Source organism: Pseudoduganella sp. UC29_106 (assembly GCF_044055365.1).
In the GTDB taxonomy this organism is placed as follows: domain Bacteria; phylum Pseudomonadota; class Gammaproteobacteria; order Burkholderiales; family Burkholderiaceae_D; genus Rugamonas.
On record NZ_CP171977.1, the window covers coordinates 3,821,196 to 3,845,284 of the forward strand.

Annotated in this window: 16 protein-coding genes and 6 pseudogenes; 13 read left to right on the forward strand and 9 right to left on the reverse strand. The window is 61.8% G+C overall.

Translation table 11 applies throughout. The annotated features are described in order from the left end of the window. Nucleotides 1–216: 216 nt before the first annotated feature. Both ACHMW6_RS19220 and ACHMW6_RS19225 read left to right on the forward strand, forming a co-directional pair. Entirely contained in the window at nucleotides 217–906 is a 690-nt protein-coding gene (locus ACHMW6_RS19220; protein ID WP_395398996.1) for an MCP four helix bundle domain-containing protein, read from the forward strand. A gap of 5 nt (nucleotides 907–911) precedes the next feature. Beyond that, nucleotides 912–1,784 carry a methyl-accepting chemotaxis protein gene (locus ACHMW6_RS19225; RefSeq protein WP_395398998.1) on the forward strand — a complete coding sequence of 291 codons (873 nt, stop codon included), beginning with the start codon at nucleotides 912–914 and terminating at the stop codon, nucleotides 1,782–1,784. A 32-nt stretch (nucleotides 1,785–1,816) separates the two neighbouring features. Here the strand turns inward: ACHMW6_RS19225 and ACHMW6_RS19230 are convergent. Further along, nucleotides 1,817–2,343 (reverse strand): annotated as a pseudogene (locus ACHMW6_RS19230) (gamma carbonic anhydrase family protein). Between the two features lie 101 nt (nucleotides 2,344–2,444). On the opposite strand from ACHMW6_RS19230, the pseudogene ACHMW6_RS19235 reads away from it, so the two are divergent. Beyond that, nucleotides 2,445–3,766: pseudogene (locus ACHMW6_RS19235) on the forward strand (dicarboxylate/amino acid:cation symporter). A gap of 143 nt (nucleotides 3,767–3,909) precedes the next feature. On the opposite strand, the gene ACHMW6_RS19240 reads toward ACHMW6_RS19235, so the two are convergent. Together ACHMW6_RS19240 and ACHMW6_RS19245 are read right to left on the reverse strand one after the other, a co-directional pair. After that, complete coding sequence (locus ACHMW6_RS19240) at nucleotides 3,910–4,560, reverse strand: 3-oxoacid CoA-transferase subunit B (protein ID WP_395399000.1); 651 nt, start codon at nucleotides 4,558–4,560, stop codon at nucleotides 3,910–3,912. A 10-nt stretch (nucleotides 4,561–4,570) separates the two neighbouring features. Beyond that, on the reverse strand, nucleotides 4,571–5,269 hold the full coding sequence (locus ACHMW6_RS19245; RefSeq protein ID WP_395399002.1) for a CoA transferase subunit A: 699 nt from the start codon (nucleotides 5,267–5,269) through the stop codon (nucleotides 4,571–4,573). Nucleotides 5,270–5,381: 112 nt separating this feature from the next. Here ACHMW6_RS19245 and ACHMW6_RS19250 point away from each other — a divergent pair, with 112 nt between their 5' ends. Continuing rightward, nucleotides 5,382–5,948 carry a LuxR C-terminal-related transcriptional regulator gene (locus ACHMW6_RS19250; protein ID WP_395399004.1) on the forward strand — a complete coding sequence of 189 codons (567 nt, stop codon included), beginning with the start codon at nucleotides 5,382–5,384 and terminating at the stop codon, nucleotides 5,946–5,948. Nucleotides 5,949–6,043: 95 nt separating this feature from the next. Here the strand turns inward: ACHMW6_RS19250 and ACHMW6_RS19255 are convergent. Further along, nucleotides 6,044–6,821: pseudogene (locus ACHMW6_RS19255) on the reverse strand (SDR family oxidoreductase). 201 nt (nucleotides 6,822–7,022) lie between these two features. Between ACHMW6_RS19255 and ACHMW6_RS19260 the strand changes: the two are divergent. From ACHMW6_RS19260 to ACHMW6_RS19270, 3 genes and pseudogenes are all read left to right on the forward strand, one after another. Then, nucleotides 7,023–8,640, forward strand: a pseudogene (locus ACHMW6_RS19260) (electron transfer flavoprotein-ubiquinone oxidoreductase). Nucleotides 8,641–8,859: 219 nt separating this feature from the next. Then, a complete protein-coding gene (locus ACHMW6_RS19265; RefSeq protein WP_395399006.1) occupies nucleotides 8,860–9,729 on the forward strand; it encodes a flagellin in 870 nt (289 codons plus the stop codon). 101 nt (nucleotides 9,730–9,830) lie between these two features. Then, a complete protein-coding gene (locus tag ACHMW6_RS19270) occupies nucleotides 9,831–10,787 on the forward strand; it encodes a hypothetical protein (RefSeq protein ID WP_395399008.1) in 957 nt (318 codons plus the stop codon). Nucleotides 10,788–10,965: 178 nt separating this feature from the next. On the opposite strand, the gene ACHMW6_RS19275 is transcribed toward ACHMW6_RS19270, so the two are convergent. After that, a complete protein-coding gene (locus tag ACHMW6_RS19275) occupies nucleotides 10,966–11,874 on the reverse strand; it encodes a LysR substrate-binding domain-containing protein (protein WP_395399010.1) in 909 nt (302 codons plus the stop codon). A 116-nt stretch (nucleotides 11,875–11,990) separates the two neighbouring features. On the opposite strand from ACHMW6_RS19275, the gene gcl reads away from it, so the two are divergent. The 5 genes and pseudogenes from gcl (at nucleotide 11,991) to pyk (ending at nucleotide 18,155) form a co-directional block, all read left to right on the forward strand. Further along, nucleotides 11,991–13,733 carry a glyoxylate carboligase gene (gene gcl / locus ACHMW6_RS19280; protein ID WP_395399012.1) on the forward strand — a complete coding sequence of 581 codons (1,743 nt, stop codon included), beginning with the start codon at nucleotides 11,991–11,993 and terminating at the stop codon, nucleotides 13,731–13,733. An 11-nt stretch (nucleotides 13,734–13,744) separates the two neighbouring features. Continuing rightward, nucleotides 13,745–14,525: pseudogene (gene hyi / locus ACHMW6_RS19285) on the forward strand (hydroxypyruvate isomerase). Between the two features lie 28 nt (nucleotides 14,526–14,553). Beyond that, entirely contained in the window at nucleotides 14,554–15,441 is an 888-nt protein-coding gene (glxR, locus tag ACHMW6_RS19290; protein WP_395399014.1) for a 2-hydroxy-3-oxopropionate reductase, read from the forward strand. Between the two features lie 5 nt (nucleotides 15,442–15,446). Then, nucleotides 15,447–16,715, forward strand: coding sequence for a glycerate kinase (locus ACHMW6_RS19295; RefSeq protein WP_395399016.1), 1,269 nt, complete (start codon nucleotides 15,447–15,449; stop codon nucleotides 16,713–16,715). Nucleotides 16,716–16,733: 18 nt separating this feature from the next. Continuing rightward, complete coding sequence (gene pyk / locus ACHMW6_RS19300) at nucleotides 16,734–18,155, forward strand: pyruvate kinase (RefSeq protein WP_395399018.1); 1,422 nt, start codon at nucleotides 16,734–16,736, stop codon at nucleotides 18,153–18,155. Between the two features lie 174 nt (nucleotides 18,156–18,329). Here pyk and guaD read toward each other — a convergent pair whose 3' ends face one another. Further along, nucleotides 18,330–19,640 (reverse strand): guanine deaminase, encoded by a 1,311-nt coding sequence (gene guaD / locus ACHMW6_RS19305; RefSeq protein WP_395399020.1) that lies wholly within the window; start codon nucleotides 19,638–19,640, stop codon nucleotides 18,330–18,332. A 2-nt stretch (nucleotides 19,641–19,642) separates the two neighbouring features. Next, a complete protein-coding gene (gene uraH, locus ACHMW6_RS19310) occupies nucleotides 19,643–19,996 on the reverse strand; it encodes a hydroxyisourate hydrolase (protein WP_395399022.1) in 354 nt (117 codons plus the stop codon). Between the two features lie 129 nt (nucleotides 19,997–20,125). On the opposite strand from uraH, the gene ACHMW6_RS19315 reads away from it, so the two are divergent. Continuing rightward, nucleotides 20,126–20,923: an outer envelope protein gene (locus ACHMW6_RS19315; RefSeq protein WP_395399024.1), complete on the forward strand. Its 798-nt coding sequence runs from the start codon at nucleotides 20,126–20,128 to the stop codon at nucleotides 20,921–20,923. A gap of 182 nt (nucleotides 20,924–21,105) precedes the next feature. Here the strand turns inward: ACHMW6_RS19315 and hutH are convergent. Both hutH and ACHMW6_RS19325 read right to left on the reverse strand, forming a co-directional pair. Next, a pseudogene (hutH, locus tag ACHMW6_RS19320) lies at nucleotides 21,106–22,727 on the reverse strand (histidine ammonia-lyase). 18 nt (nucleotides 22,728–22,745) lie between these two features. Further along, nucleotides 22,746–24,011 carry a urate hydroxylase PuuD gene (locus tag ACHMW6_RS19325; RefSeq protein ID WP_395399026.1) on the reverse strand — a complete coding sequence of 422 codons (1,266 nt, stop codon included), beginning with the start codon at nucleotides 24,009–24,011 and terminating at the stop codon, nucleotides 22,746–22,748. Between the last annotated feature and the right edge of the window lie 78 nt (nucleotides 24,012–24,089).

Sequence of the window (24,089 nt, forward strand, 5' to 3'; positions counted from 1 at the left end):
GCTAGCGCTAGCTGTCCGAATGACAGAGCTGACCCCGACTTGCAAGTCAAACGCCGGTAACAATTCGTCGTTATGATTCTCTGCAGCCTCAAATAGGGCTGCAGGGAACACTCGGCTGTCCTTCCAAACTTGCTTCAGCGTTCATAGTCATGTCCTTATTGCATCTCAAGACAGGTCCCAAAGTCCTGTCCTCTTTTCGCCCTCATCCTCTTCATCATGGCTTGTATTACTGGTGTGGCGCTGTGGCGCCTGCACTCGGCCTATCTGATGACGGATTTCCTCGTCAGCGACAAGTTGGCGAAACAGCAGCTTGCGTCGGACTGGCTGGGCGCCGCCAAGCTGAATGGCGTGCGTGCGATTTCGATTGCCAAGAGTGACAGCCTGGAGGTTGCGGACTTTTTCCAGTCGCAACTGGCCGAAGGGGACAAGGTGGCCGATGCGATCGAGAAGAAGCTGCTCACGAAACCGGGCGATGAGCGCGAAACCGCGATGCTGCGTTCGGTCGCGGAAAAGGAACAGGCTTATCTCAACGTCCGCAAACAGGTGTTCACCTTCAAGGACCAGGGCCGCACGATGGAAGTCGAGCAACTGGCCAACACTACCTTGAAAACCACCTTCGCCACCTACACCACGGCGCTGGAAGAGCTGCTGAGCTACCAGACCAGGGAAGCCCAGGCGATGGCCGAGGACTCGGCGAGCGAGTACCGCAGCAGCCGCGCCACGCTGATCGCCTTTGGCGTGCTGGCCTTGGCGCTGGGCGGCGTATTCGCCTGGTTCATTACGCGCAGCGTGGTAGTGCCGCTGAATCATGCGGTGGAGCTGGCGACGCGCGTTTCCGAAGGCGACCTGCGCGCCGTGCACCGCGAGAAGCGCGACGACGAATCGGCCAGCTGCTCGATGCACTGAACAATATGACCGTGCGCCTGGCGGCCACGGTCAAGCAGGTACGCGATGGTGCGCATCTGATCGATGACGCGTCCAACGAACTGGCCGCCGGCAACAGCGACCTTTCGCGCCGCACCGAACATCAGGCAAGCGCGCTGGAAGAAACCGCTTCGTCGATGGAAGAGCTGACTTCGGCCGTGCGCCAGAATTCGACCAATGCACGCACTGCCAATGACCTCGCGCTGTCGGCGTCGGATGTGGCCGGCAAGGGCGGCAAGGTGGTCGATGAAGTGGTCCAGACCATGGACGAGATCAGCGCAGCCGCGAAGAAGATCGTGGACATCATTTCCGTCATCGATGGCATCGCTTTCCAGACCAATATCCTGGCCTTGAACGCAGCCGTGGAAGCTGCCCGCGCGGGCGAGCAGGGCCGCGGCTTTGCCGTCGTGGCAACGGAAGCGCGCAATCTCGCGCAGCGCTCCGCGACCGCCGCCAAGGAAATCAAGGGACTGATCAATAATTCGGCCGAGCGCATCGAAGTCGGCACCACCCTCGCCCACGCAGCGGGCGACACAATGGCAGAGATCCTGACCAGCATCGGCCGCGTCACGAACATCATGGCCGAAATCAGCTCAGCCAGCTCGGAACAGGAAGCGGGCATCCACGAGATCAATGGCGCCATTGGCGACATGGACAGCGTCACCCAGCAGAACGCCGCCCTGGTGGAGGAAGCCGCTGCCATGGCGGAAGCCATGCACAAGGAAGCCAACAAGCTGACCCAGCTCGTCAGCTTCTTCAAGGTCGACGCCTTAGCCGGCCACGCCACCGCCCTCCCGTTCCCGTCCACCCGCACGCCCCTGCTGACGGCTGACGACATCACCGAACTCACCGCAGGTTGATGCGGTACCGCCCGCGGCTCGCTGCGGGCTTCTTATTTCAGATAATTGTTCTTGACCCGCACATAGTGCTCAGCCGAGTAGCGGAGATAGGCGATTTCGGCATCGGTGAGGTCGCGCACGCGGATTGCGGGGCGGCCGATGTACAGGCCGCCGCTCCTGAGCACCTTGCCTGGGGAGACCAGGCTGCCCGCGCCGACCATGACATTTTTCTCAATCACCACATCATCCATGATGATGGCGCCCATGCCGATCAGGCATTCGTCGCCGATGGTGCAGCCGTGCAGCAGCGCGGAGTGGCCGATCGTCACGTAATTTCCTATCCTTAGAGGCGAGCCCTCGGGTTTGGAAGGCGTCCTGTGCGACACGTGGCACATGGCGAAGTCCTGCACATTGCTGCAATCGCCGATCGTGATGCGGTTCACATCGCCGCGCAGTACGGTATTACACCAAACGGATGATTCACGGCCGATGGTTACATCACCGATAATCTGCGCAGAGTCATGGGAGAACACGCCTTCGGCGAGCTCGGGAAGGTGTCGAGGTAAGCTTGGAGTGGCATGCCATGATTATATTGTGGTTTTCCACAATGCGGATAATCACAATGGTGATATCGCAGATCGTTTGCGATGATGAGACCATTGGAGACTAAAGAGGCTCATCATGAAAAAACCCTTCTACAAGATTCTTTACGTGCAAGTGCTGTTTGCAATTGCACTCGGCGTTCTGCTCGGTATCTATCTACCGGACGACGCAGTAGCCATGAAGCCGCTCGGCGATGGCTTCATCAAACTGATCAAGATGATCATCGCACCGGTGATCTTCTGTACCGTCGTTTCCGGCATTGCCAATATGCAGGACGTCAAAAAGATCGGCCGCGTGGGCGGCAAGGCACTGATCTACTTTGAAGTTGTTTCCACCTTCGCCCTGGTTATTGGCCTGTTCGTGGCCAACATCATCCAGCCTGGCCATGGCTTCAATGCCGATCCGGCAACCCTGGACACCAAGGCCATCGCCCAATACACGGAAAAAGCCAAGCACCAGTCCACCGTGGACTTCGTGATGAACATCATCCCGAACACCGTGTTTGACGCATTCGCCAAGGGCGACATCCTGCAGGTGCTGCTGGTCGCCATTCTGTTCGGCTTCGCGCTGTCCCTGTTGGGTGAACGCGGCCGTCCGGTGACTAAACTGATTGACGAGGTGTCGCACGCCTTCTTCGGCATGGTCAACATCATCATGAAGGTTGCTCCGCTGGGTGCTTTCGGCGCCATGGCGTTCACCATCGGCAAGTACGGCATCGCGTCCCTGCTGCCGCTGGCAAAACTGATGGGCTCCTTCTACCTGACCTGCTTCCTGTTCGTGTTCATCGTGCTGGGCACCATCGCCAAGCTGACCGGCTTCTCCATCGGCCGCTTCATCCTGTACATCAAGGAAGAACTGCTGATCGTGCTGGGTACTTCGTCCTCCGAATCCGCCCTGCCTTCGCTGATGCGCAAGCTGGAAAAACTGGGGCTTCGAAGTCCGTGGTTGGCCTGGTGGTTCCGACCGGCTACTCCTTCAACCTGGACGGCACCAATATCTACATGACGATGGCTGCCCTGTTCGTAGCCCAGGCGACCAACACCGATTTGACCCTGACCCAGGAACTGACCATCCTCGGCGTGGCCATGCTGACTTCGAAAGGCGCATCGGGCATCACCGGCGCCGGCTTCATCACCCTGGCGGCAACCCTGGCCGTGGTGCCGACGATTCCAGTGGCCGGCATGGCGCTGATCCTGGGCATCGACCGCTTCATGTCCGAGTGCCGCGCGCTGACCAACTTCGTCGGCAACGGCGTCGCCTCGATCGTGGTGGCGAACTGGGAAGGTGAGCTGGACCGCGAACAGATGAGCAAGGAACTGGCTCACCCGACCCCGCTGACCGACAACCTGCACGCGGAATCCGACGCTGCTGCGGAAGAAGAAGCAGCGCTCGCCAAGTAATACCAGTTGTACCCTCAAGCCCCGCGCCGCAAGGCCCGGGGCTTTTTTTCATTGTAGGGTTGCTGGCCTTGTTAAAACCAAAGGCATAAACCAGGTGTCTGCCACATCGTGGCAGACACCTTTTCATGGTTTGCGGTGGGAAGTTACAGCGAGGAGAAGTCCAGCTCAACGCCGGATGCAGCAATGATCTGCTCTTTGCTGACGCCGGGCGCCAGTTCGGTGACCTTGATGCCGGTGTCGGACACTTCCATCACACCGAGGTCGGTGATGATCATGTCCACCACGCCAACGCCGGTCAGCGGCAGGTCGCATTTCTTCAGGATCTTGTGCGAGGTGGAGCCATCCTTGGCGGTCGCCACGTGCTCCATCAGCACCACGACCTTTTTCACGCCGGCCACCAGGTCCATCGCGCCGCCCATGCCCTTGACCATCTTCCCTGGAATCATCCAGTTGGCCAGGTCGCCCTTTTCCGACACCTGCATTGCGCCCAGGATCGCCAGGTTGATCTTGCCGCCGCGGATCATGCCGAAGGAATCGGCGGAGCTGAAGTAGGCGGAGCCCGGCAGCGCGGTCACAGTCTGCTTGCCGGCGTTGATCAGGTCAGCGTCGATCTCGGCTTCGGTCGGGAAAGGACCAATGCCCAGCAGGCCGTTTTCGGACTGGAGGTACACCTCGATGTCATCCCGCACATAGTTGGCGACCAGGGTCGGCAAGCCGATGCCCAGGTTCACGTAGAAGCCGTCCTGCAGTTCTTTTGCCGCGCGCGCGGCCATTTCATCACGAGTCCATGCCATGTCTGTCTCCTCAGCCCGCACGCACGGTGCGCTGCTCGATGCGTTTTTCCGGGGTCGCGTTCAGCACAAGGCGGTGCACGAAGATGCCCGGCAGGTGGACGGAATCCGGATCGATTTCGCCGGTTTCCACGATCTGCTCGACTTCCACAACGCAGACCTTGCCGGCAGTCGCCACGTTCGGGTTGAAGTTGCGCGCGGTCTTGCGGAACACTAGGTTGCCGGCCTTGTCGGCCTTCCAGGCCTTGACCAGGGACACGTCTGCCACCAGCGCGCGCTCCATCACATACTGCTCGCCGTCGAATTCACGGATTTCCTTGCCGTCGGCCACGATGGTACCCACACCGGTCTTGGTGAAGAAGGCCGGAATGCCCGCGCCGCCGGCGCGCAGCTTCTCGGCCAGCGTGCCCTGCGGGGTGAATTCCAGTTCCAGTTCGCCGGCCAGGTATTGGCGCGCGAATTCCTTGTTTTCACCCACGTAGGACGAAATCATTTTCTTGATCTGGCGGGTCTCCAGCAGTTGGCCCAGGCCGAAGCCGTCCACGCCTGCATTGTTGGAGATCGCGGTCAGGCCCTTGACGCCGGAATCACGCAGCGCTGCGATCAGCGCTTCAGGAATGCCGCACAGGCCGAAGCCGCCGACGGCGATGGTTTGGCCGTCCGCAACGATGCCGGCCAAAGCAGCCTTGGCATCGGGGTAGATTTTATTCATGGCGCTCCTCTATTTTGATAAGCTTGCACTTTTGCACAGATGCTTTCCGAGAATAGAATACGGAGAGACAAAGTACAATACCGTAGAAATACCGCTAGAACTGAACCTGAAGATGAACGCATCATACGCCATTAATTACGAGACAATCTTCAAGTTCGCGCCGGTTGGCATGTGCATTTCCGTCAACCGCGTCATCCAGTCCTGCAACGACGCGCTGACCTCGATGTTCGGCTATGAACATGGCGCGCTCGATGGACAATCCTTCCAGGTACTCTACCCTACGCTCGATGAATTCCTGCGCACGGGCGACCGCATCATCCCCATCATGAATACCAAGGGCCGTTATTCGGACGAGCGCATCATGCGCCGCTCAAATGGTGAGCTGTTCTGGTGCCATGTGTCCGGACGCGCGCTGAATCCGCAGGAGCCTTTGGGCGCGGGCGTGTGGACTTTCGAGGATGTGTCGGAGAAGCGGCCGGTATCGGCGGAGCTCACGCCGCGCGAACGCGAGATCGCGGCCTTCCTTGTCGAAGGCAAGACCAGCAAGGCGATTGCGCGCGAGACCGATTTGTCCCCGCGCACGGTGGAGATGCACCGGGCGAAGTTGATGCGCAAGTTTAATGCTTCAACCTCGTCGGAGCTCGTTCATAAGCTAATGGGTGTGGGCGCGCCGCGTTGACGCATGCACGGCGGATCAATGATCCGCCCTACGCTGCATCTCGACGCATTCAATCGGGCCCCGAAGGGGCTGTAGGGCGGATCATTGATCCGCCGCTACTGAGCCAGCATCCCGTCGTCGGCGGAGATGATCGCACCGTTGATAAAGTGCGATTCTTCGCCCGCCAACAGCAACAGCAAACCATCCAGATCCTCCGGCTTCCCCCGGCCGCTTGCGCGGCAGCAGTTCAACCAGCCGCTTGCCCTGCTCGCTGGCGAAGTAATCCTCGTTGATCTCGGTTTCGATATAGCCCGGGCAGATGGCATTGGTGTTGATATTGTATTTGCCCCACTCCACCGCCATCGCCTTCGTCATATGCACCACGCCGGCCTTGCTCATGCAGTAGACGCCGATCTGCGGCAGCACGCGCAGGCCCGCGACGGACGCCACGTTGATGATGCGGTGCTGCTTGCGCGGATCGCCCTTGGTGCGCGCGATCATGCGTTTGGCCGTTTCCTGCGCGACGAAGAAAGCCCCGCGCAGATTCGTATCCATCACGAAGTTGTAGTCCTCCGGAGTGACATCGACCAGGCGTTGCGTGGTGGATACACCGGAATTGTTGACCAGAATATCAATCGGCCCCGCCTCGGTCTCGGCGTGCGCGATGGCGGACTTGATGCTCGCGTAATCCGTCACGTCGAGCGCGACCACGTGGGCCGCCCCGCCGTCTGCTTCGATCTCGGCGCGCAGTTCCTTCAGGCGCTCGATGCGGCGCGAAGCCAGCACCACCTGACAGCCGGCCTTGGCCAGCACTTTGGCGAATCGTGCACCGAGTCCGCTGGAAGCGCCGGTGATCAGGGCGATCCTGCCCTCAAAATTGACTTCGATACCCACGGGACTGCTCCTTCGCATGCTGAAGCATAATGATTACACAAAAAACCACGTATTAGATTGCGAACACTAATATTGTCCCTCACAATGCAGCCACCATTGCATTCCCGTGCAAAAAAGAGCACACTCGTGCTAATTTTCGTTTTCTGATTCCTATAACAAATTATGACGAACCTTCTTGAGCAGTACGGTCCACGCGAGGCGATGGAGTACGACGTAGTGATCGTGGGCGGCGGCCCGGCCGGCCTGTCGGCGGCTATCCGCCTGAAGCAGATCAACCCTGAAATTTCCGTTGTCGTCCTCGAAAAGGGCGGCGAACTGGGCGCACATATCCTGTCGGGGGCGGTGATGGACCCGCGCGCGATCACCGAGCTTATCCCGGATTGGAAGGAAAAAGGCGCACCGCTGAACACCGAGGTCACCGAAGACCGCATGCTCTTCCTGACCGAGTCCAAGGCTTACAAGACCCCGAACTTCATGCTGCCGGCCTGCTTCCAGAACCACGGCAATTATGTGATTTCGCTGGGCAATGTGGTGCGCTGGCTGGGTCAGCAGGCCGAAGCGATGGGCGTGGAAATCTTCCCGGGCTTCGCGGCGGCTGAAGTGCTATACAACGACGACGGCTCCGTCAAAGGCGTTGCTACCGGCAATATGGGCGTAAAGCGCGACGGCGAAGCGGGTCCGGAATTCCAGCTGGGCATGGAACTGCACGGCAAGTACACCCTGTTTGCCGAAGGCGCGCGCGGCCACCTGGGCAAGCAGCTGATGGCCAAGTACGACCTGAACAAGGGCAAGGATCCTCAGTCCTACGGCATCGGTATCAAGGAACTGTGGGAAATCGACCCGTCCAAGCACAAGCCGGGCCTGGTCATCCACACCACCGGCTGGCCGCTGGACACCAAGACCTATGGCGGTTCCTTCCTCTACCACCTGGAAAACAACCAGGTTGTGGTTGGCTACGTGGTGGGCCTCGACTATGAGAACCCTTACCTGTCCCCGTACGAAGAATTCCAGCGCTACAAGACCCACCCGGCAATCCGCGGCTTCTTCGAAGGCGGCAAGCGCATTTCCTGACGGCGCGCGCGCCATCACGGCGGGCGGTCTGCAGTCGCTGCCGAAGCTGGTCTTCCCGGGCGGCGCGCTGATCGGCTGCGACGCGGGCTTCCTGAACATGAGCCGCATCAAGGGTTCCCACGCGGCGATCAAGTCCGGCATGATGGCGGCGGACGCCGTGGCCGAGGCGCTGGGCGCCGGCCGCACGGGCGATGAGCTGGCCGCTTATCCGGTCGCCTTCGAGCAGTCCTGGCTGAAGGAAGAGCTGCACGTGGCGCGCAATGTAAAGCCATGGCTGAAGAAGGGACTGTACCTGGGCTCGATCATGACGGGCATCGACCAGATCGTCTTCAAGGGCAAGGCGCCCTGGACCTTGCACCACTCGACCCCGGACCACGCCTGCCTGCGCCCGGCTTCGGACTTCACCCCAATCACCTACCCCAAGCCGGATGGCAAGCTGACCTTCGACCGCCTGTCCTCGGTGTTCATCTCGAATACCAACCACGCGGAAGACCAGCCTATCCACCTGACGCTGAAAGACAATTCGGTGCCGGTGCAGATCAACCTGTCCAAGTATGCGGGTCCCGAGTCGCGCTACTGCCCGGCCGGCGTGTACGAGTTCGTGAAAACGGACGAAGGCCAGGACCGCCTGCAGATCAATGCGCAGAATTGTGTTCATTGCAAGACTTGCGATATCAAGGATCCGACTCAGAACATTGTCTGGGTGACGCCGGAAGGTGGCGGCGGGCCGAACTATCCAAACATGTAATCTTCAAAGGGCCTGCGGGCCCTTTTTTACACCCAAGGCCAAAAGCTGGTGGGTTACGCCTCTGGTTTGCTTATATTGCATTGCACAATCGAAAAATCAAAAAAATCAAAAAAATTTCCACTCGGCATTTAATGCTCTCAGGTAAACGGTCGTCTTGTACTTTTGAGAGCGCAAAACAGACCCGCTGCTCTATTTGAACTAACCCAACAGGAGTAATCCATGCTGAGCCTTCACACCAACGCAGCGGCCCTTTCCGCTCAAAACTCGATCACCCGCACTCAGAATTCGCTGTCGACTTCGATGACCCGTCTGAGCACCGGCTACCGCATCAACTCCGCAATGGATGATGCTGCTGGCCTGCAGATCGCAACCCGTCTGAAGACCCAGACCTCCGGTATGGGCGTTGCCATGCGCAACACCCAGAACTCCATCTCCCTGATGCAGACCGCCGAAGGCGCTCTGGACGAGACCACCAACATCCTGAACCGCATGAAAGACCTGGCAACCCAGGCTGCTGACGGTTCCTCCACCTCTGCTGACCAGACCGCGATGCAGAAGGAATTCAACACCCTGTCCGACGAACTGTCGAACATCTTCTCGAACACCAAGTTCGGCGGCACCGCACTGTTCAACAGCGCTGGCGGCAAGCTGACCAGCGCCCTGACCTTCCAGATCGGTGCTGACTCGTCCGAAACCATGACTGGCGACTTCACCACGGAACTGACCCAGGTTGGCACCGACATCGTTGCAGCCGCAACTGGCTTCGTGACCACCGGTACCGGCGCCGCTGCCGGCACCGAACTGACCGCTTCGGCCAACGCCACCATCGGCACCCTGACCACCGCGATCGACACCGTTGGCGCACTGCGCTCCAAGCTGGGTGCCGTGTCCAACCGTCTGGACCACGTGTACAACAACTTGTCCAACATCTCGACCAACACCAAGAACGCATCCGGCCGCATCATGGACGTGGACTTCGCTTCCGAATCCGCAACCATGACTTCGTCCCAGATGCTGCTGCAAGCTGGCACCGCCATGCTGAAGCAGACCAACAGCCAGTCCTCGCTGGTTCTGTCCCTGCTGCAGTAATAAGCGCAGACGATGCCTGACCGCCCAGCGGTCGGGCGGATCAGGAGCCAACCGGACACTCGGTTGGCTTTTTTATTACCGCCGTATTACCATTGGCTTTCATGGCGATAGATCGAGTCACGGCGTCCAATCCGGCGCTCAGCATCCACGACCGGCAGGTCCGCGAGGCCCCGGGCCAGGCGCACGCCCAGCCGGTGCCGCCAGTGGCCCAGCCGCCCGGCGATGCGCCCGACTTCGCCCTGCAGCCAGGTTTGCCGGCCTCAGTCGGCGCCCTGCTCGAAGCTGCCGAAGGCCTGGGCCAGGGCACCGCCTCCACCGCCGTTCAAACCGCCGCTGTACTTGGCGCGCGCGCACTGGTTGACGCCGAACCGGCAGCCATGCAGCCGAATCAGCTTTTCATGTCGCGCCAGATGGTGTGGCACAACCCCGATACCAATGTGATGGCCGCCTCCTGGCAGGTCATGGTGCGCACTTACAGCGAACAGCGGCGCGCGCTGATGGACCAGGCTGAAGGCAAGCATCTTCCAGCCTCCCTGTTCATGGCCGATTCTTCGCCCGCTGCCCTGCGCGAGGGACGCGGCTACCCGCCGCTCACGCACGAAGAGGATGCCTGGCGTTTCGCCGTCTATGCCTGGGGCGCCGAGAAACTGACCCTGCGCGTGGTCGCGCGCGATCCCGGCCAGCCGGGGCCAGGACAGCAACGTCGCCGTCCCCGCGTCGCCGTGCGGCTGGAATTAAATCTGCCTGACGTGGGCAAGGTGGTCGTGCAGCTGGAGCCGGCCGATGGAGGGGTGCTGCTGGAAATCGGGGCCATGAAAAACGAAGCCATGCAGCTGATGCGCGACATGCTGCCGCAGATCGCCAATGTGGTTGGCAACAGCGGCCTGCAAATCGTGCGCGCGCGGCTGATGCGCGATCTCACCCCCGTCAGCGCGGCGGACAATCATCCTACGCGGCTGCAGATTGCCATGCTTTCGCAGTCCATCTTTAAGGCCCTGGCCGAAGTGGCCGTGCTCCTCTCGCAGCCGCGACTCCCGGAGACACGGCGGATCGAATGATCCGCCCTACGCCGCATCGGCGGCACCCGCCGCCGCCATGGTGGGCACCTGCGACACATCGATCACGCGTGGTGGCCGTCCGTCCGACGCAATCACCCGGCGTTGGCGGCCCACCATCGCGTAGGGCGGATCATTGATCCGCCGCGAACGGCCCGCGGTGTCGACATTGGAGTCAGACCTACCCCCGGGTCCAGTACCCGGGCTGGGCGTAGATTGACTTGAGCTCGTCGATGAAGAAGCGAATTTTGGCCGGCAGGTGGCGCTGCTGGAGGTAGACGGCCATAATGTCGTAATCCGGCAGCGCGAAGTCGTCCAGCACTGTGATCAGGCTCCCTTCCGCCAGCTGGGCCTGGATCTCCCACGTTGAGCGCCATGCCAGTCCAAGCCCTTCGCACGCCCAGCGATGCAGCAACTCGCCATCGTTGCAGTCCAGGTTGCCCTGCACCCTGACCGTCACAGGCTTGCCGCCCTGCTGGAAGTACCAGCCGCGCTGCTGGCCGCCCTGCAGGTTGAAGGCCAGGCAGTTGTGGTCGGCCAGGTCGTCCAGGGTGCGTGGCACGCCGTTGCGGTCGAAGTAGTCCGGCGTGCCGCAGACGACACGCCGGTTCTTCGCCAGCCGCACCGCCACGAAACTGGGATCGATCACGCCGCCAATGCGGATGCCCAGGTCATAGCCCTCGCGCACCAGGTCGATCACCTGGTCCGTGAGGTTGAAGGAAATCTGCACGTCCGGATTCGCAGCGAGGAAAGCCGGCCCGTGCGGCGCCACATGCTTGCGGCCGAACGACGCCGGCGCTGACACGATCAGGTGCCCGGTCGCCTTGTGCCGCCCCTCCGAGATATTGCGCTCGGCGATGTCCATATCGGACAACAGCTTGCGGCAATCCTCCAGGTAGACATTGCCCTGCTCCGTCAGCGTCAGATGGCGCGTGGTCCGGTGCATCAGCTTCACGCCCAGGCGCTTCTCCAGCGCGTCGATGCGACGCCCCAGCATGACCGGTGTGATGTTCTGCACCAGCGCCGCGCGCGCCAGGCTGCCCTTCTCCACCACGGCCACGAAGGCCTCGATTTGCTTCAATTTATCCATGCCACCATTATTCCATACCCAGAGTATCGAATAAACGGATTTTTTGTCGTCTTATCAGGGAGGTCCATCCTCGATAGCATACAAAACATCAATAACACGCTCGACAGGAGATAACCATGGCTAAGATGACGGCAGCTGAAGCAGCTGTTCACGTACTTCAGAAGGAAGGCATTTCGGTCGCATTCGGGGTGCCCGGTGCTGCCATCAATCCGCTGTATGCGGCCCTCAAGAAGGTCGGCAAGATCAAGCATATCCTGGGCCGCCACGTGGAAGGCGCGTCCCACATGGCCGAAGGCTACACCCGCGCAGCACCGGGCAATATCGGCGTCTGCATCGGCACTTCAGGTCCTGCCGGCACCGACATGATCACCGGCCTCTACTCCGCCCAGGCCGACTCGATCCCCATCCTGTGCATCACCGGCCAGGCCCCGCGCGCCCGCCTGCACAAGGAAGACTTCCAGGCCGTGGACATCGCCTCCATCGCCAAGCCGGTCACCAAGATGGCCACCACCGTGCTGGAGCCGGCCCAGGTGCCGCGCGTGTTCCAGCAGGCCTTCCACCTGATGCGCTCCGGCCGTCCGGGCCCGGTCCTGATCGACCTGCCGTTCGACGTGATGATGGCCCAGATCGAGTTCGATCCGGAAACCTACACGCCGCTGGACGCCTTCAAGCCGCGCGCCTCGCGCGCCCAGGTCGAGAAGGCACTGGAAATGATGAACGATGCGGAGCATCCGCTGATCACCGCCGGCGGCGGCATCATCAACGCCAATGCTTCCGCCCTGTTGCAGGAATTCGCCGAAATCGTCAATGTGCCTGTGATCCCGACCCTGATGGGCTGGGGCACGATCCCTGATGACCACCCGCTGATGGCGGGCATGGCCGGCCTGCAGACCAGCCACCGCTACGGCAACGCCACAGTGCTGGCTTCCGACTTCATCATCGGCATCGGCAACCGCTGGGCAAACCGCCACACCGGCTCCGTGGACGTGTTCACCGAAGGACGCACCTTCGTGCACGTCGATATCGAACCGACCCAGATCGGCCGCGTGTTCGGCCCTGACCTGGGCATCGTGTCCGACGCCGGCTACGCGCTGGAACTGTTCGTGGAAGTGGCGAAGGAATGGAAGGCCGCCGGCAAGCTGCGCGACCGTACCGGCTGGGTGCACCAGTGCCAGGAACGCAAACGCACCATGCTGCGCAAGACGCACTACAACGAAGTGCCGGTGAAGCCGCTGCGCGTGTACGAGGAGATGAACAACTACTTCGGCCGCAATACGCGCTATGTGTCCGCCATCGGCCTGTCGCAGATTGCAGCCGCGCAATTCCTGCACGTCTACCAGCCGCGCAACTGGATCAACTGCGGCCAGGCCGGTCCTCTGGGCTGGACCATTCCCGCAGCGCTGGGCGTGCGTGCCGCCGATCCGACCACCGACATCGTGGCCATCTCGGGCGACTACGACTTCCAGTTCCTGATCGAAGAACTGGCCGTGGGCGCGCAGTTCAAGCTGCCCTACATCCACGTGCTGGTGAATAACTCCTACCTGGGCCTGATCCGCCAGTCCCAGCGCGGCTTCGACATGGACTACTGCGTGCAGCTGGCCTTCGAGAACGTGAACGCGCCGGAACTGAACGGCTATGGCGTGGACCACGTGGCCGTGGTGGAAGGCCTGGGCTGCAAGGCAATCCGCGTGCACAAGCCGGACGACATCATCCCCGCCTTCGAACAGGCGCGCGAGCTGATGGCCAAGTACAGCGTGCCGGTGGTGGTGGAAGTGATCCTGGAGCGCGTGACCAATATCGCGATGGGCACCGAGATCAACGCCATCAACGAATTCAACGACATCATCGACGCAGCTTGAAGGAGACCGCAATGCCAAAATACGCCGCCAACCTGACCATGCTGTATAACGACGTGCCTTTCCTGGACCGTTTTGCAGCCGCCGCACAAAGCGGATTCAAAGGTGTGGAATTCCTCTTTCCCTACGTCTTCGAGCCGCAGCAGATCCAGGAAAAGCTGGAAGAGTTCCAGCTGGAGATGGTCCTGCAGAATCTGCCGGCTGGCCGCTGGGAAGCTGGTGAGCGCGGCATCGCCTGCCACCCGGACCGCGTGGCGGAATTCGAAGAAGGCGTGCTGTCCGCTGTGCGCTACGCCAAGGTGCTGGGCACCCAGCGCATCAACTGCCTGGTCGGCATCCAGCCGGCCAAGGTGGAACGCGCCGAAGCCCAGGCCACCCTGGTGCGCAACCTGAAGTTCGCAGCTTCCGCCCTGAAGGATGCCGGCGTTCCGCTGCTGATTGAACCGATCAACACCTACGACATCCCGGGCTTCTTCCTGTCCGGCACCCGCCAGGGCCTGGAACTGATCGAGGAAGTCGGCTCGGACAACCTGTTCCTGCAGTACGACATCTACCACATGCAGCGCATGGAAGGCGAACTGGCGAACACGATCCGCAACCACAAGTCCGTCATCAAGCATATCCAGCTGGCCGACAATCCCGGCCGCTTCGAGCCGGGCACGGGCGAGATCAATTACCGCTACCTGCTCGAAACTGCTGGACGACATCGGCTACGACGGCTGGGTGGGCTGCGAATACAAGCCGCAGACCACGACGGCAGAAGGCTTGGGCTGGCGCCAGCAGCTGGCAGCGTAAATCAACAACACCATACGGAGACTAAATCATGCAAAAACTCGGATTCATCGGCCTGGGCATCATGGGCGGACCTATGGCAGGCCATCTGCAGGCTGCCGGCCACAAACTCTATCTGCACGACGTGAAGAACCCGCCGGCCAACCTGGTCGAAGCTGGCGCCACCGTCTGCACCTCCGCCATGGAAGTGGCCAAGCGCGCCGACATTATCTTCCTGATGGTGCCGGATACCCCGCACGTCGAGGAAGTGCTGTTCTCCGCCGACGGCGTGGCGGCCGGCCTCACCGCCGGCAAGATCGTGGTGGACATGAGCTCCATCTCGCCGATCGCCACCAAGGAATTCGCCAAGAAGATCAACAAGAAAAGCTGCGCCTACCTGGACGCACCGGTGTCCGGCGGCGAAGTGGGCGCCAAGGCGGCCTCGCTGACCATCATGGTGGGCGGCCCGCAGGAAGCCTTCGACACCGTGAAGCCCCTGTTTGACCTGATGGGCAAGAACATCACCCTGGTCGGCGGCAATGGCGACGGCCAGACCACCAAGGTGGCCAACCAGATCATCGTGGCGCTGAACATCCAGGCCGTATCCGAAGCGCTGCTGTTCGCGTCGAAAGCAGGCGCCAACCCGGCCAAGGTGCGTGAAGCGCTGATGGGCGGTTTCGCTTCCTCGCGCATCCTGGAAGTGCACGGCGAGCGCATGGTGAAGCGAACCTTCAACCCCGGCTTCCGCATCGCCCTGCACCAGAAGGACCTGAACCTGGCCCTGCAAGGCGCCAAGGCGCTGGGCGTGTCGCTGCCGAATACCGCGGCCACCCAGGAGCTGATGAATGCCTGCGCTGCCAATGGTTTGTCCGGCCTGGATCACTCCGCGCTGTGCCAGGCTATCGAACTGATGTCCAACCATAAGATCGCACAGGGCTAAGTACCATGACCGCGCCACAACCTCGCCAGCTCTTGCTGGACCTCTACGACGCAGCAGTGGGCGCGGTTCATCCGCGCAACCTGGTGCAGGACTTCCTGCCGCCGCCACCGGTGAACGGCAGGACCCTCGTGATCGGCGCGGGCAAGGGCGCGGCGGCGATGGCGCAGGCGGTCGAGCGCAGCTGGACCGGCCCGCTGTCCGGCCTAGTCGTCACCCGCTACGGCCACGGCGCTGAAACGAAGCACATCGAAGTGGTGGAAGCGTCCCATCCCGTGCCTGACGATGCGGGCCAGAAGGCGGCCGCGCGCATGCTGGAAATGGTGCAGGGCCTGGGTGAGGATGATCTGGTCCTGTGCCTGATTTCCGGCGGCGGCTCGGCCCTGTTGGCCTTGCCCGCCGCGGGCATTACGCTGGCCGAGAAGCAGGCGCTGAACAAGGCCCTGCTGAAAAGCGGCGCCACCATCGGCGAAATGAATTGCGTGCGCAAGCACCTGTCCGCAATCAAGGGCGGTCGCCTGGCGCTCGCCTGCGGCAAGGCGCGCGTGGTGACGCTGCTGATCTCCGACGTGCCGGGCGACGACCCGCGCGTGATCGCCAGCGGCCCTACCCTGCCCGACGCCACGTCGAGCGACGAGGCGCTGGCCATCCTGCGCAAATACGAAATCGGGATTCCTGCAAGCGTGCAGGCCCACCTCGAATCGCCCGCCAGCGAAACCCCGAAACCGGGCGACGTACGCTTCGCGGCCCACAGGCACCATGTCATCGCCACGGCGCAGAATGCGTTGGAAGCAGCTGCCGCCAAGGCGCGCAGCGTAGGCATCACGCCCTACATCCTGTCCGACGGCATCGAAGGCGAAGCGCGCGACATCGGCTTGATGCACGCCGCCATGGCGCGCCAGGTGCTGGCGCATGGCCAGCCCTTCCAGCGTCCTTGCGTAATCCTGTCCGGCGGCGAAACCACGGTCACGGTGCGCGGCAACGGGCGCGGCGGCCGCAATGTTGAATTCCTGCTCAGCTTTGCCCTCGCCATGGAAGGCGCGCAGGACGTGCACGCCATCGCCTGCGATACCGACGGCATCGACGGCTCGGAAGACAACGCGGGCGCCGTGTACGGACCGGATTCGCTGGCCCGCGCAAAAACAAAAGGCGTGAGCGGCAAGCACCTGCTGGCCAACAACGACGCCTACAGCTTCTTCAGCGCGCTGGACGACCTGGTCGTCAGCGGCCCTACGCGCACCAATGTCAATGATTTCCGCGCCATCCTGATTCTTTAAATAAGAGAGACTTCCACTATGCGCCGCGAACGCAAAGCAAAGATCGTCGCAACCCTGGGTCCCGCCAGCAGCGAATACGCCACCATCAAGGCATTGTTCGAAGCGGGTGCGGACGTTTTCCGCCTCAATTTCAGCCACGGCAGCCAGGCCGACCACAAGGCGCGCCACGACATCGTGCGCACCATCGAAAAGGAAATGGGCCGGCCGATCGCCATCCTGGCCGACCTGCAAGGCCCCAAGCTGCGCATCGGCCAGTTCAGCGAAGGCAAGGTCACGCTGCGCCCGGGCGCCGAGTTCCAGCTGGACCAGGCGCCCGCGCCGGGCAGTGACGCGCGTGTCTGCCTGCCCCACCCTGAGCTGTTTGCCGCCGTTGGCGCCGGCCAATGGCTGCTGCTCGATGACGGCCGCATCCGCCTCGAGGTGCTGGCCAATGAAGACGGCGTAATCCGCACCCGCGTCGTAAATGGCGGCGTGCTGTCCGACCGCAAGGGCGTGAATGTGCCGGACGCCGTGCTGCCCATCCCGGCCCTCACCGCAAAGGACAAGGCCGACCTCGAATTCGCCCTGAGCCTCGGTGTGGACTGGGTCGCCCTGTCCTTCGTGCAGCTGCCGGAAGACGTGACGCAGGCCAAGGAACTGATCCAGGGCCGCGCGGGCGTGATGTCCAAGCTCGAAAAGCCGGCTGCCCTGGAAAGGCTGGAACAGATCGTGGCCGTGTCGGACGCCATCATGGTGGCGCGCGGCGACCTGGGCGTGGAACTGCCGCCCGAGCGCGTGCCGGGCGTACAGAAGCTTATCGTGCGCATGTGCCGCAAGCACGGCAAGCCGGTGGTGGTTGCCACGCAAATGCTGGAATCCATGGTTACCGCTCCGGTACCGACCCGCGCCGAAGCTTCCGACGTGGCCAATGCCGTGTATGAAGGCGCAGACGCGGTCATGCTGTCGGCCGAATCGGCCAGCGGCGGCTATCCGGTGCACGCCGTCTCCATCATGAACCGCATCATCTCCGAGGTGGAACGCGACCCGCTGTATCCGGCCATGATCGAGGCCCAGCACCAGGCGCCGCTGCCGAACAAGGGCGACGCCATCAGCGCCGCCATGCGCGACGCGGCCAAGATCATGGGTGCGAAGGCGATGGTGGCCTACACCACCTCAGGCCACAGCAGCCTGCGCACGGCACGCGAGCGTCCGATGGCGCCGATCGTGAGCATCACGCCGAAAGATGAAACGGCGCGCCGCCTGTCGTTGGCCTGGGGCGTGCACAGCACCGTCAGCCGTGACGTACGCAATGTCGAGGAAATGGTGGCTGCTGCCTGCAACACGGCGCTGCGCGAGGGCTTCGTGCAGCCGGGCGACCAGATTGCCATCGCGGCCGGCAGCCCGTTCGGCCAGCCCGGCAGCACCAACCTGCTGCGCCTGGCGGAGATATGGGCGCCGTAAGAATCAGCATAAGAATCAGGAATACCTACTTTAACGCCGGCGCATGCCGGCGTCTTTTTTTGCCGAAGCGCCGTGGACGTTCTTAGAACCCAAGACCAAAAGCTGGTGTCTGCCACATCGTGGCAGACACCTGATTTATGCCGTTGGTTTTAAGGGAATGCAGCGGCGCTTTGACTATTCGCCGCGCTGGTGGACCTGCTTGCCGGCCGCATAGGTAGCGGCGATAGCCCGGTCATCGCCCAGCAGCGCCAGCGCAAACAGCAGCTCCTCCAGGCTATTGGTCCGCGTCGTGCGACGCTCCAGCAACGCCGTAGCCTTCGGATCGACAACAATGAAGTCCGCTTCCGCACCTGCCACAAAATTGCCAACCGTCCCCTCCAGCTGCATGCTGCGCGCGCCGCCCAGGGTGGCGAGATAGAACATGCGCAGCGCCGGCAGATAGGTGCCGCCCATGCGCGCCACCTTATAGGTTTCGTTCATCGTCTGCAGCATCGAGAAGGACGTGCCGCCGCCCACGTCCGTCGCCAGGGACAGCGCCACCTGTTGCCGGTCGGCGGCGGCGAAGTCGAACAGCCCGCTGCCCAGGAACAGGTTGGACGTGGCGCACATCGACACGGCGGCGCCGGTGGCCGCCATGCGCGCGCGATCTTCATTATCCAGCCAGATGCAGTGGGCATACATCGAGCGCGGGCGCAGCAGGCCGTACTTGTCGTACACGTCCAGGTAGCTGCGCGCATCGGGGAAGAGCGACTTCACCCACGCCACTTCATCCGTGTTTTCGGCCACGTGAGTCTGCACATAAGTGTCCGGCAAGGCACGCGCCAGTTCGCCGCAGACCTGCAGCTGCGCCTCGGTGGACGTGGGCGCAAAGCGCGGCGTCAGCGCGTACATATTGCGGCCCTTCTTGTGCCAGCGCCGGATCAGCTCCTCGCTTTCGCGGGCGCTGCGCTCGGCCGTATCCTGCAGGAAGTCCGGGCAGTGGCGGTCCATCATCACCTTGCCCGCTGCCATGCGCAGGTTATGCGCTTCGGCGGCGCCGAAGAAGGCGTCCACCGATTCCGGGTGCACGGTGCAGTACACCATGGCTGTGGTGGTGCCACAACGCAGCAGCTCCCTGACGAAGAAATCGGCCACGCCGCGCGCGTGTTCCGGATCGCTGAACTGGCGCTCCGTTGGGAAAGTGTAGGTGTCCAGCCACGGCAGCAGGCCTGGCGCCGGCGAGGCGATCATGTCCGTCTGCGGATAGTGGATGTGAGTGTCGATAAAGCCGGGCATGATGATCTTGCCGCGGTAATCGCGCACCGGCGTATCGGGTGGCAGGGTGTCCTTCAGCTGCGCGTAATCGCCGGCAGCCTGCACGTGGCCGTCCTTCAGCACCAGCAGGCCATCCTCATGCCACTGACAGGCCTTGTCGCTGATGGCCGGATCGGCGGTGAAATGCAGGATGCTGGCGCGGAAGGCCTTGATGCTTGCTTCGCTCTGCATGTTCAGCTACCCCGGTAGGTGGAATAGGCCCAAGGCGAAACCACGATAGGCACGTGATAATTGGCCGTGGCATCCGCGATGCCGAAGGCGATGATCACTTCATCGACAAAGCGCGGCTCCGGCAGATTCACGCCTTGCGACGCAAAGTAGTCGCCCGCCGCGAACACCAGCTCATATTTGCCCCGCTTTACTTCTTCTCCCGCCAGCAAAGGCTGTTCGCAGCGTCCATCCAGGTTGGTGACCGCTGTCTTCAACAGCATCTTCTCGTTGCCGTCCACGCGGAACAGTTTTACCTGCACGCCTGCGCCGGGCTTGCCCTGCGTGATATCCAGGACGTGTGTACTCAGCTTACCCATATTGCCTCCTCTAATGATGGAGACGATCTTATACGGCTGGCGATTGCGTATTATTCACGGCAGCGAATACTAATCATGAGCCGTGTGGACATAATCAAGCTTCCATATCTATAAATCAGGAGACCCACGATGTACAAGAAACTAGCTGTCCTGGCTTTGGCCACGGTTGTCCAGCAAGCCAGCGCCGCTGACTGGAGCGATACCGCCATCGGCTACCGCTACGGGACGAAATTCGCAGAGCCGTATAATCCCAACGACATCAAGAAGCACATCGTGAGCTGGACTTATGCCGACGGTTATAAGTACGGCGGCAATTACATGAACGTGGACTTCCTCACGTCCGACAGCACCGACAACAGCGCGCACGAAGCCTATGTCTTGTATCGCCACACGCTGGACCTGGGAAAGGTCATGGGCAAGGACCTCAAGGTCGGCCCGGTGCGCGGCTTCGGCGTCACGGCAGGATTCGACTGGAACGCCAAGAACGACGATACTTACAACTCGCGCAAGCGCATGGCGGTCCTCGGCCCCACCCTGATGATGGACGTGCCGGGCTTCCTGAATATCAGCCTGTACGCCGTATGGGAGAGCAACCAGCCGCTGGGCGTCTCCAAGCGCTATTCCTACGACACCCGCCCGATGCTCAGCACCGCCTGGGGCATCCCGCTGGGCTCGGGCTTCAGCTTTGAAGGCTATGCCAACTGGATCGGCAAAAAGGGCATCGACGAATTCGGCGGCCCCACCGCGCCTGAAGTGAACGTCGACATGCAAGTGATGTACGACCTGAGCGCCCACCTCGGCGCCAAGCCGAACACCTTCAAGCTCGGCCTGGAGTACCAATACTGGCGCAACAAATTCAGCGTCCCCCACAACATCCCCGGCAGCACCGCCAAGACGCCGATGATCCGCGCTGAGTACCACTTCTAACAACTAATTCGGGGTCAGCTCTGTCATTCGGACACGCAGGCACATTGTTTGATTTAGCTCAATACGCAAAATCCTCTGATTTCGCGTATTGATCCAGATCAAAGCTTCGTTCTGGGTGTCCGATTGACAGAGCTGACCCCGAATTGCGGTGCAAAAAAACGGCCCTTGCGGGCCGTTTTCTTTTATACGAACTCGCCAACCCTGGCTGTTACTGCTTCGCGTACCGAACCGCTGGTGACGAAGCTGTGCGCGACCTGGATGTCGTTGTGGAACCAGCGGTCGCCGTCCAGGCAGGCTGGGATCTGCCGGCGGATCTCGTCATAAGCCGCTTGCGTGCCCTCGCCCAGCGCGAAGCCCGGCAGCAGCTGCTCGGTCATGGTCAGCGCCTGCGCTGCCAGCAGCATCTCCACGCCCACGATGTACTGGGTGTTCTGCACCACGGTATGCGCCTTGCGCGCACACCACGTGGAGTTGGAGATATGGTCTTCGCTATTCGCCTTGGACGGGATCGAATCGACACTGCCGGGCATCGACAAGGTGCGGTTTTCCATCACCAGGGAACTGAGCGAGCATTGCACGACCGGATAGCCGGTGTTCACGCCGCGCAGGCCGGACATCAAATTACGCGGCAAGCCCCAGGACAGCGTCGGATCGATCAGGCGCGCCACGCGGCGTTCGCAAATGCTGCCAAGGTCCGTGATCGCCATCGCCAGCAGATCCATCGCCTGCGCCAGGTACTGGCCGTGGAAATACCGCCCGAGATGATTTCGAAACCGCCGCCGTCCTTGCCAAAGATCAGCGGGTTGTCCGTGGCCGAATTGATCTCGTTCCTGACGATGGTGTCGATGTAGTCCAGCGCATCGAACACGGGACCGTACACCTGCGGCGTGCAGCGCAGCGAATACACGTCCTGGATACGCGGCGTATAAGGAATATCCGTGCGGCGCAATTCATCCGGGAACTGCACGGCGCGCGCTTCATGCGTAGTGCGGGTTGAACCCTTCAGCAGCTTGCGCACTACCGCAGCCGTCTTGATCTGGCCCGGGTGCGGGCGTGCCTGCTGGATGCGCGGATCGAAGGCGGACATCTCGGCCCGCATCGCTTCCAGCGTCAGTCCAAGGGACAGGCAGGCATCCGTCAGCAGATCACGTGCATCCTTCGCAGCCAGCACGGCCACCGCGAGCGAGGCCGTGCAGCCATTGATAAGGGCCGACGCATCCTTGGCCTTCAGGTCGAACTTGACTGGGCCGATTTCCGCCCGGGTGATGGCCTCTGGTGCAGACATGCGCTGCCCCTTGTACATCACCTCCGCCTCGTCGAAACCGGCAATCGCGGCCGCCTGGTAAGCCAGCGGCGCCAGGTCGCCCGATGCGCCGACAGAACCCTTCTGCGGCATGATCGGATGAATGCCGGCGTTGATGAAGGCCAGCAGACGGTCCACCACTTCCACGCGCGGCGCCGAGTAATTACTGGCGAAGGCGTTCGCACGCAGCAGCATGGTGGCGCGGCTCACCTCTTCCGAGAACGGTTCGCCGATGCCGCCACTGTGGGCCTTGATCAGCTGCGTCTGGAACAGTTCGATGTGCTCCACCTTGATGCGGGTATCCTTCAGCAGGCCCACGCCGGTGTTAAAGCTGTACATCATTGGCGCTTCGTCGTGCATCCAGGTCGATTCGATGTAGTCGCGGCTTTCCTTCAGCGCGGCGCGCGAGGTCGCGGACAGTTCCACCTTGGCGCCGCCGCGTGCGACCGCCAGTACTTCTTCCGCGGTGAGATTGAATCCGTCGATAGTTACGGTGCTCATTTTTTAATTCCTTTAGTTTCAGTTGGCGCCGGACTCGAACCAGGTGCCGATCAGCTGGCGTTCGTCGTCAGTCATGTGGGTCATGTTTGCCAGCGGCATGTCCTTGTTCTGCACGGCGCGCTGGTAGATCTTGGCGGCGTGCTGCCTGGTCAGTTCGGGGGTATCGAGCATCACGCCGCCCGGGGCTGATGCGAAACCCGCCTGGGTGGGCGCCGAGGAGTGGCAGGACACGCAGCGCTGCGCCACAACGTGCTGCACGCCCGCGAGACTGGCTTGTGCGGCCGGAGCAGTGCCTTCGGCAGCATGGCCGTCCGCATCAACGGCTGCAGCGGCGGCGGCCGGTGCGGCAACAGCCTTGCGTGGTGCGGGAGCGATGGCAATGGCCACGGCGATCAGCAGGGCCACGCCGGCAATCGGATACGCCGGCGACACCTTGCCCGCATGGCGCAGGTTGAAGAAGTGGCGGATCAGTACACCAGCAGCCATGATGGCGGCCAGCACCAGCCAGCTGTAGGCGTGGCTGTAGGTCATTGCGTAGTGGTTGCTGATCATGATCAGCAGCACGGGCAGCGTGAAATAGTTGTTGTGCACCGAACGCACCTTGGCGCGCTTGCCGTAGATCGGGTCGGGCGACTGGCCCTTCGCCATCGCGTCCACCAGCTTGCGCTGGCCGGGAATGATCACAAACAGCACATTACCCACCATCATGGTGCCCATCATGGCGCCGACGTGGATGTAGGCGGCGCGGCCGCTCAAGGTGTGGGTCAGCACATAGGCTGCAGCCACGATCAGCAGGAACAGCACGGTGCCCAGCACGGCGGGCTTCTCGGACAGCGGCGTCTTGCACAGCGTGTCGTACACCAGCCAACCGCCCACGAGCGTGCCGACGCCTACTGCTACGGCTTGCAGCGAAGTCAGGTCGGCCACGTTCCGGTCGATCATCATCGCCGACGCATTGAAGTAATACACGATGAACAGCATGGCGAAGCCGCTCAGCCACGTGGCATAGGCTTCCCATTTGAACCAGTGCAGGTCTTCCGGCAGTTCAGCCGGCGCCACCAGGTATTTCTGTGGGTTGTAGAAGCCGCCACCGTGCACGGCCCACAGTTCGCCCATCACGCCTTTCTTGGCCAGCGGACTGCCGGGCTTGGGCGGCCGGATCGAATTGTCCAGCCAGACGAAATAAAACGATGCGCCAATCCACGCGATGCCGGTAATCAGGTGCAGCCAGCGTACCAGCAGGTTAAGCCACTCCACTCCGTAGGAACCGAATAAAGTCTCCATGATTTTTCCATTAAGTCTGTTCATCTGCCTCTGGCGGGCACTTCAGATGAGCGAGGAGTTTCACCTCAGAAACGGTCG

Bases quoted from the DNA above. Each gene is read 5' to 3' on its own strand.
- ACHMW6_RS19220 (WP_395398996.1), top strand. From the start codon at position 217: ATGGCTTGTATTACTGGTGTGGCGCTGTGGCGCCTGCACTCGGCCTAT.
- ACHMW6_RS19225 (WP_395398998.1), top strand. From the start codon at position 912: ATGACCGTGCGCCTGGCGGCCACGGTCAAGCAGGTACGCGATGGTGCG.
- ACHMW6_RS19240 (WP_395399000.1), bottom strand. From the start codon at position 4,560: ATGGCATGGACTCGTGATGAAATGGCCGCGCGCGCGGCAAAAGAACTG.
- ACHMW6_RS19245 (WP_395399002.1), bottom strand. From the start codon at position 5,269: ATGAATAAAATCTACCCCGATGCCAAGGCTGCTTTGGCCGGCATCGTT.
- ACHMW6_RS19250 (WP_395399004.1), top strand. From the start codon at position 5,382: ATGAACGCATCATACGCCATTAATTACGAGACAATCTTCAAGTTCGCG.
- ACHMW6_RS19265 (WP_395399006.1), top strand. From the start codon at position 8,860: ATGCTGAGCCTTCACACCAACGCAGCGGCCCTTTCCGCTCAAAACTCG.
- ACHMW6_RS19270 (WP_395399008.1), top strand. From the start codon at position 9,831: ATGGCGATAGATCGAGTCACGGCGTCCAATCCGGCGCTCAGCATCCAC.
- ACHMW6_RS19275 (WP_395399010.1), bottom strand. From the start codon at position 11,874: ATGGATAAATTGAAGCAAATCGAGGCCTTCGTGGCCGTGGTGGAGAAG.
- gcl (WP_395399012.1), top strand. From the start codon at position 11,991: ATGGCTAAGATGACGGCAGCTGAAGCAGCTGTTCACGTACTTCAGAAG.
- glxR (WP_395399014.1), top strand. From the start codon at position 14,554: ATGCAAAAACTCGGATTCATCGGCCTGGGCATCATGGGCGGACCTATG.
- ACHMW6_RS19295 (WP_395399016.1), top strand. From the start codon at position 15,447: ATGACCGCGCCACAACCTCGCCAGCTCTTGCTGGACCTCTACGACGCA.
- pyk (WP_395399018.1), top strand. From the start codon at position 16,734: ATGCGCCGCGAACGCAAAGCAAAGATCGTCGCAACCCTGGGTCCCGCC.
- guaD (WP_395399020.1), bottom strand. From the start codon at position 19,640: ATGCAGAGCGAAGCAAGCATCAAGGCCTTCCGCGCCAGCATCCTGCAT.
- uraH (WP_395399022.1), bottom strand. From the start codon at position 19,996: ATGGGTAAGCTGAGTACACACGTCCTGGATATCACGCAGGGCAAGCCC.
- ACHMW6_RS19315 (WP_395399024.1), top strand. From the start codon at position 20,126: ATGTACAAGAAACTAGCTGTCCTGGCTTTGGCCACGGTTGTCCAGCAA.
- ACHMW6_RS19325 (WP_395399026.1), bottom strand. From the start codon at position 24,011: ATGGAGACTTTATTCGGTTCCTACGGAGTGGAGTGGCTTAACCTGCTG.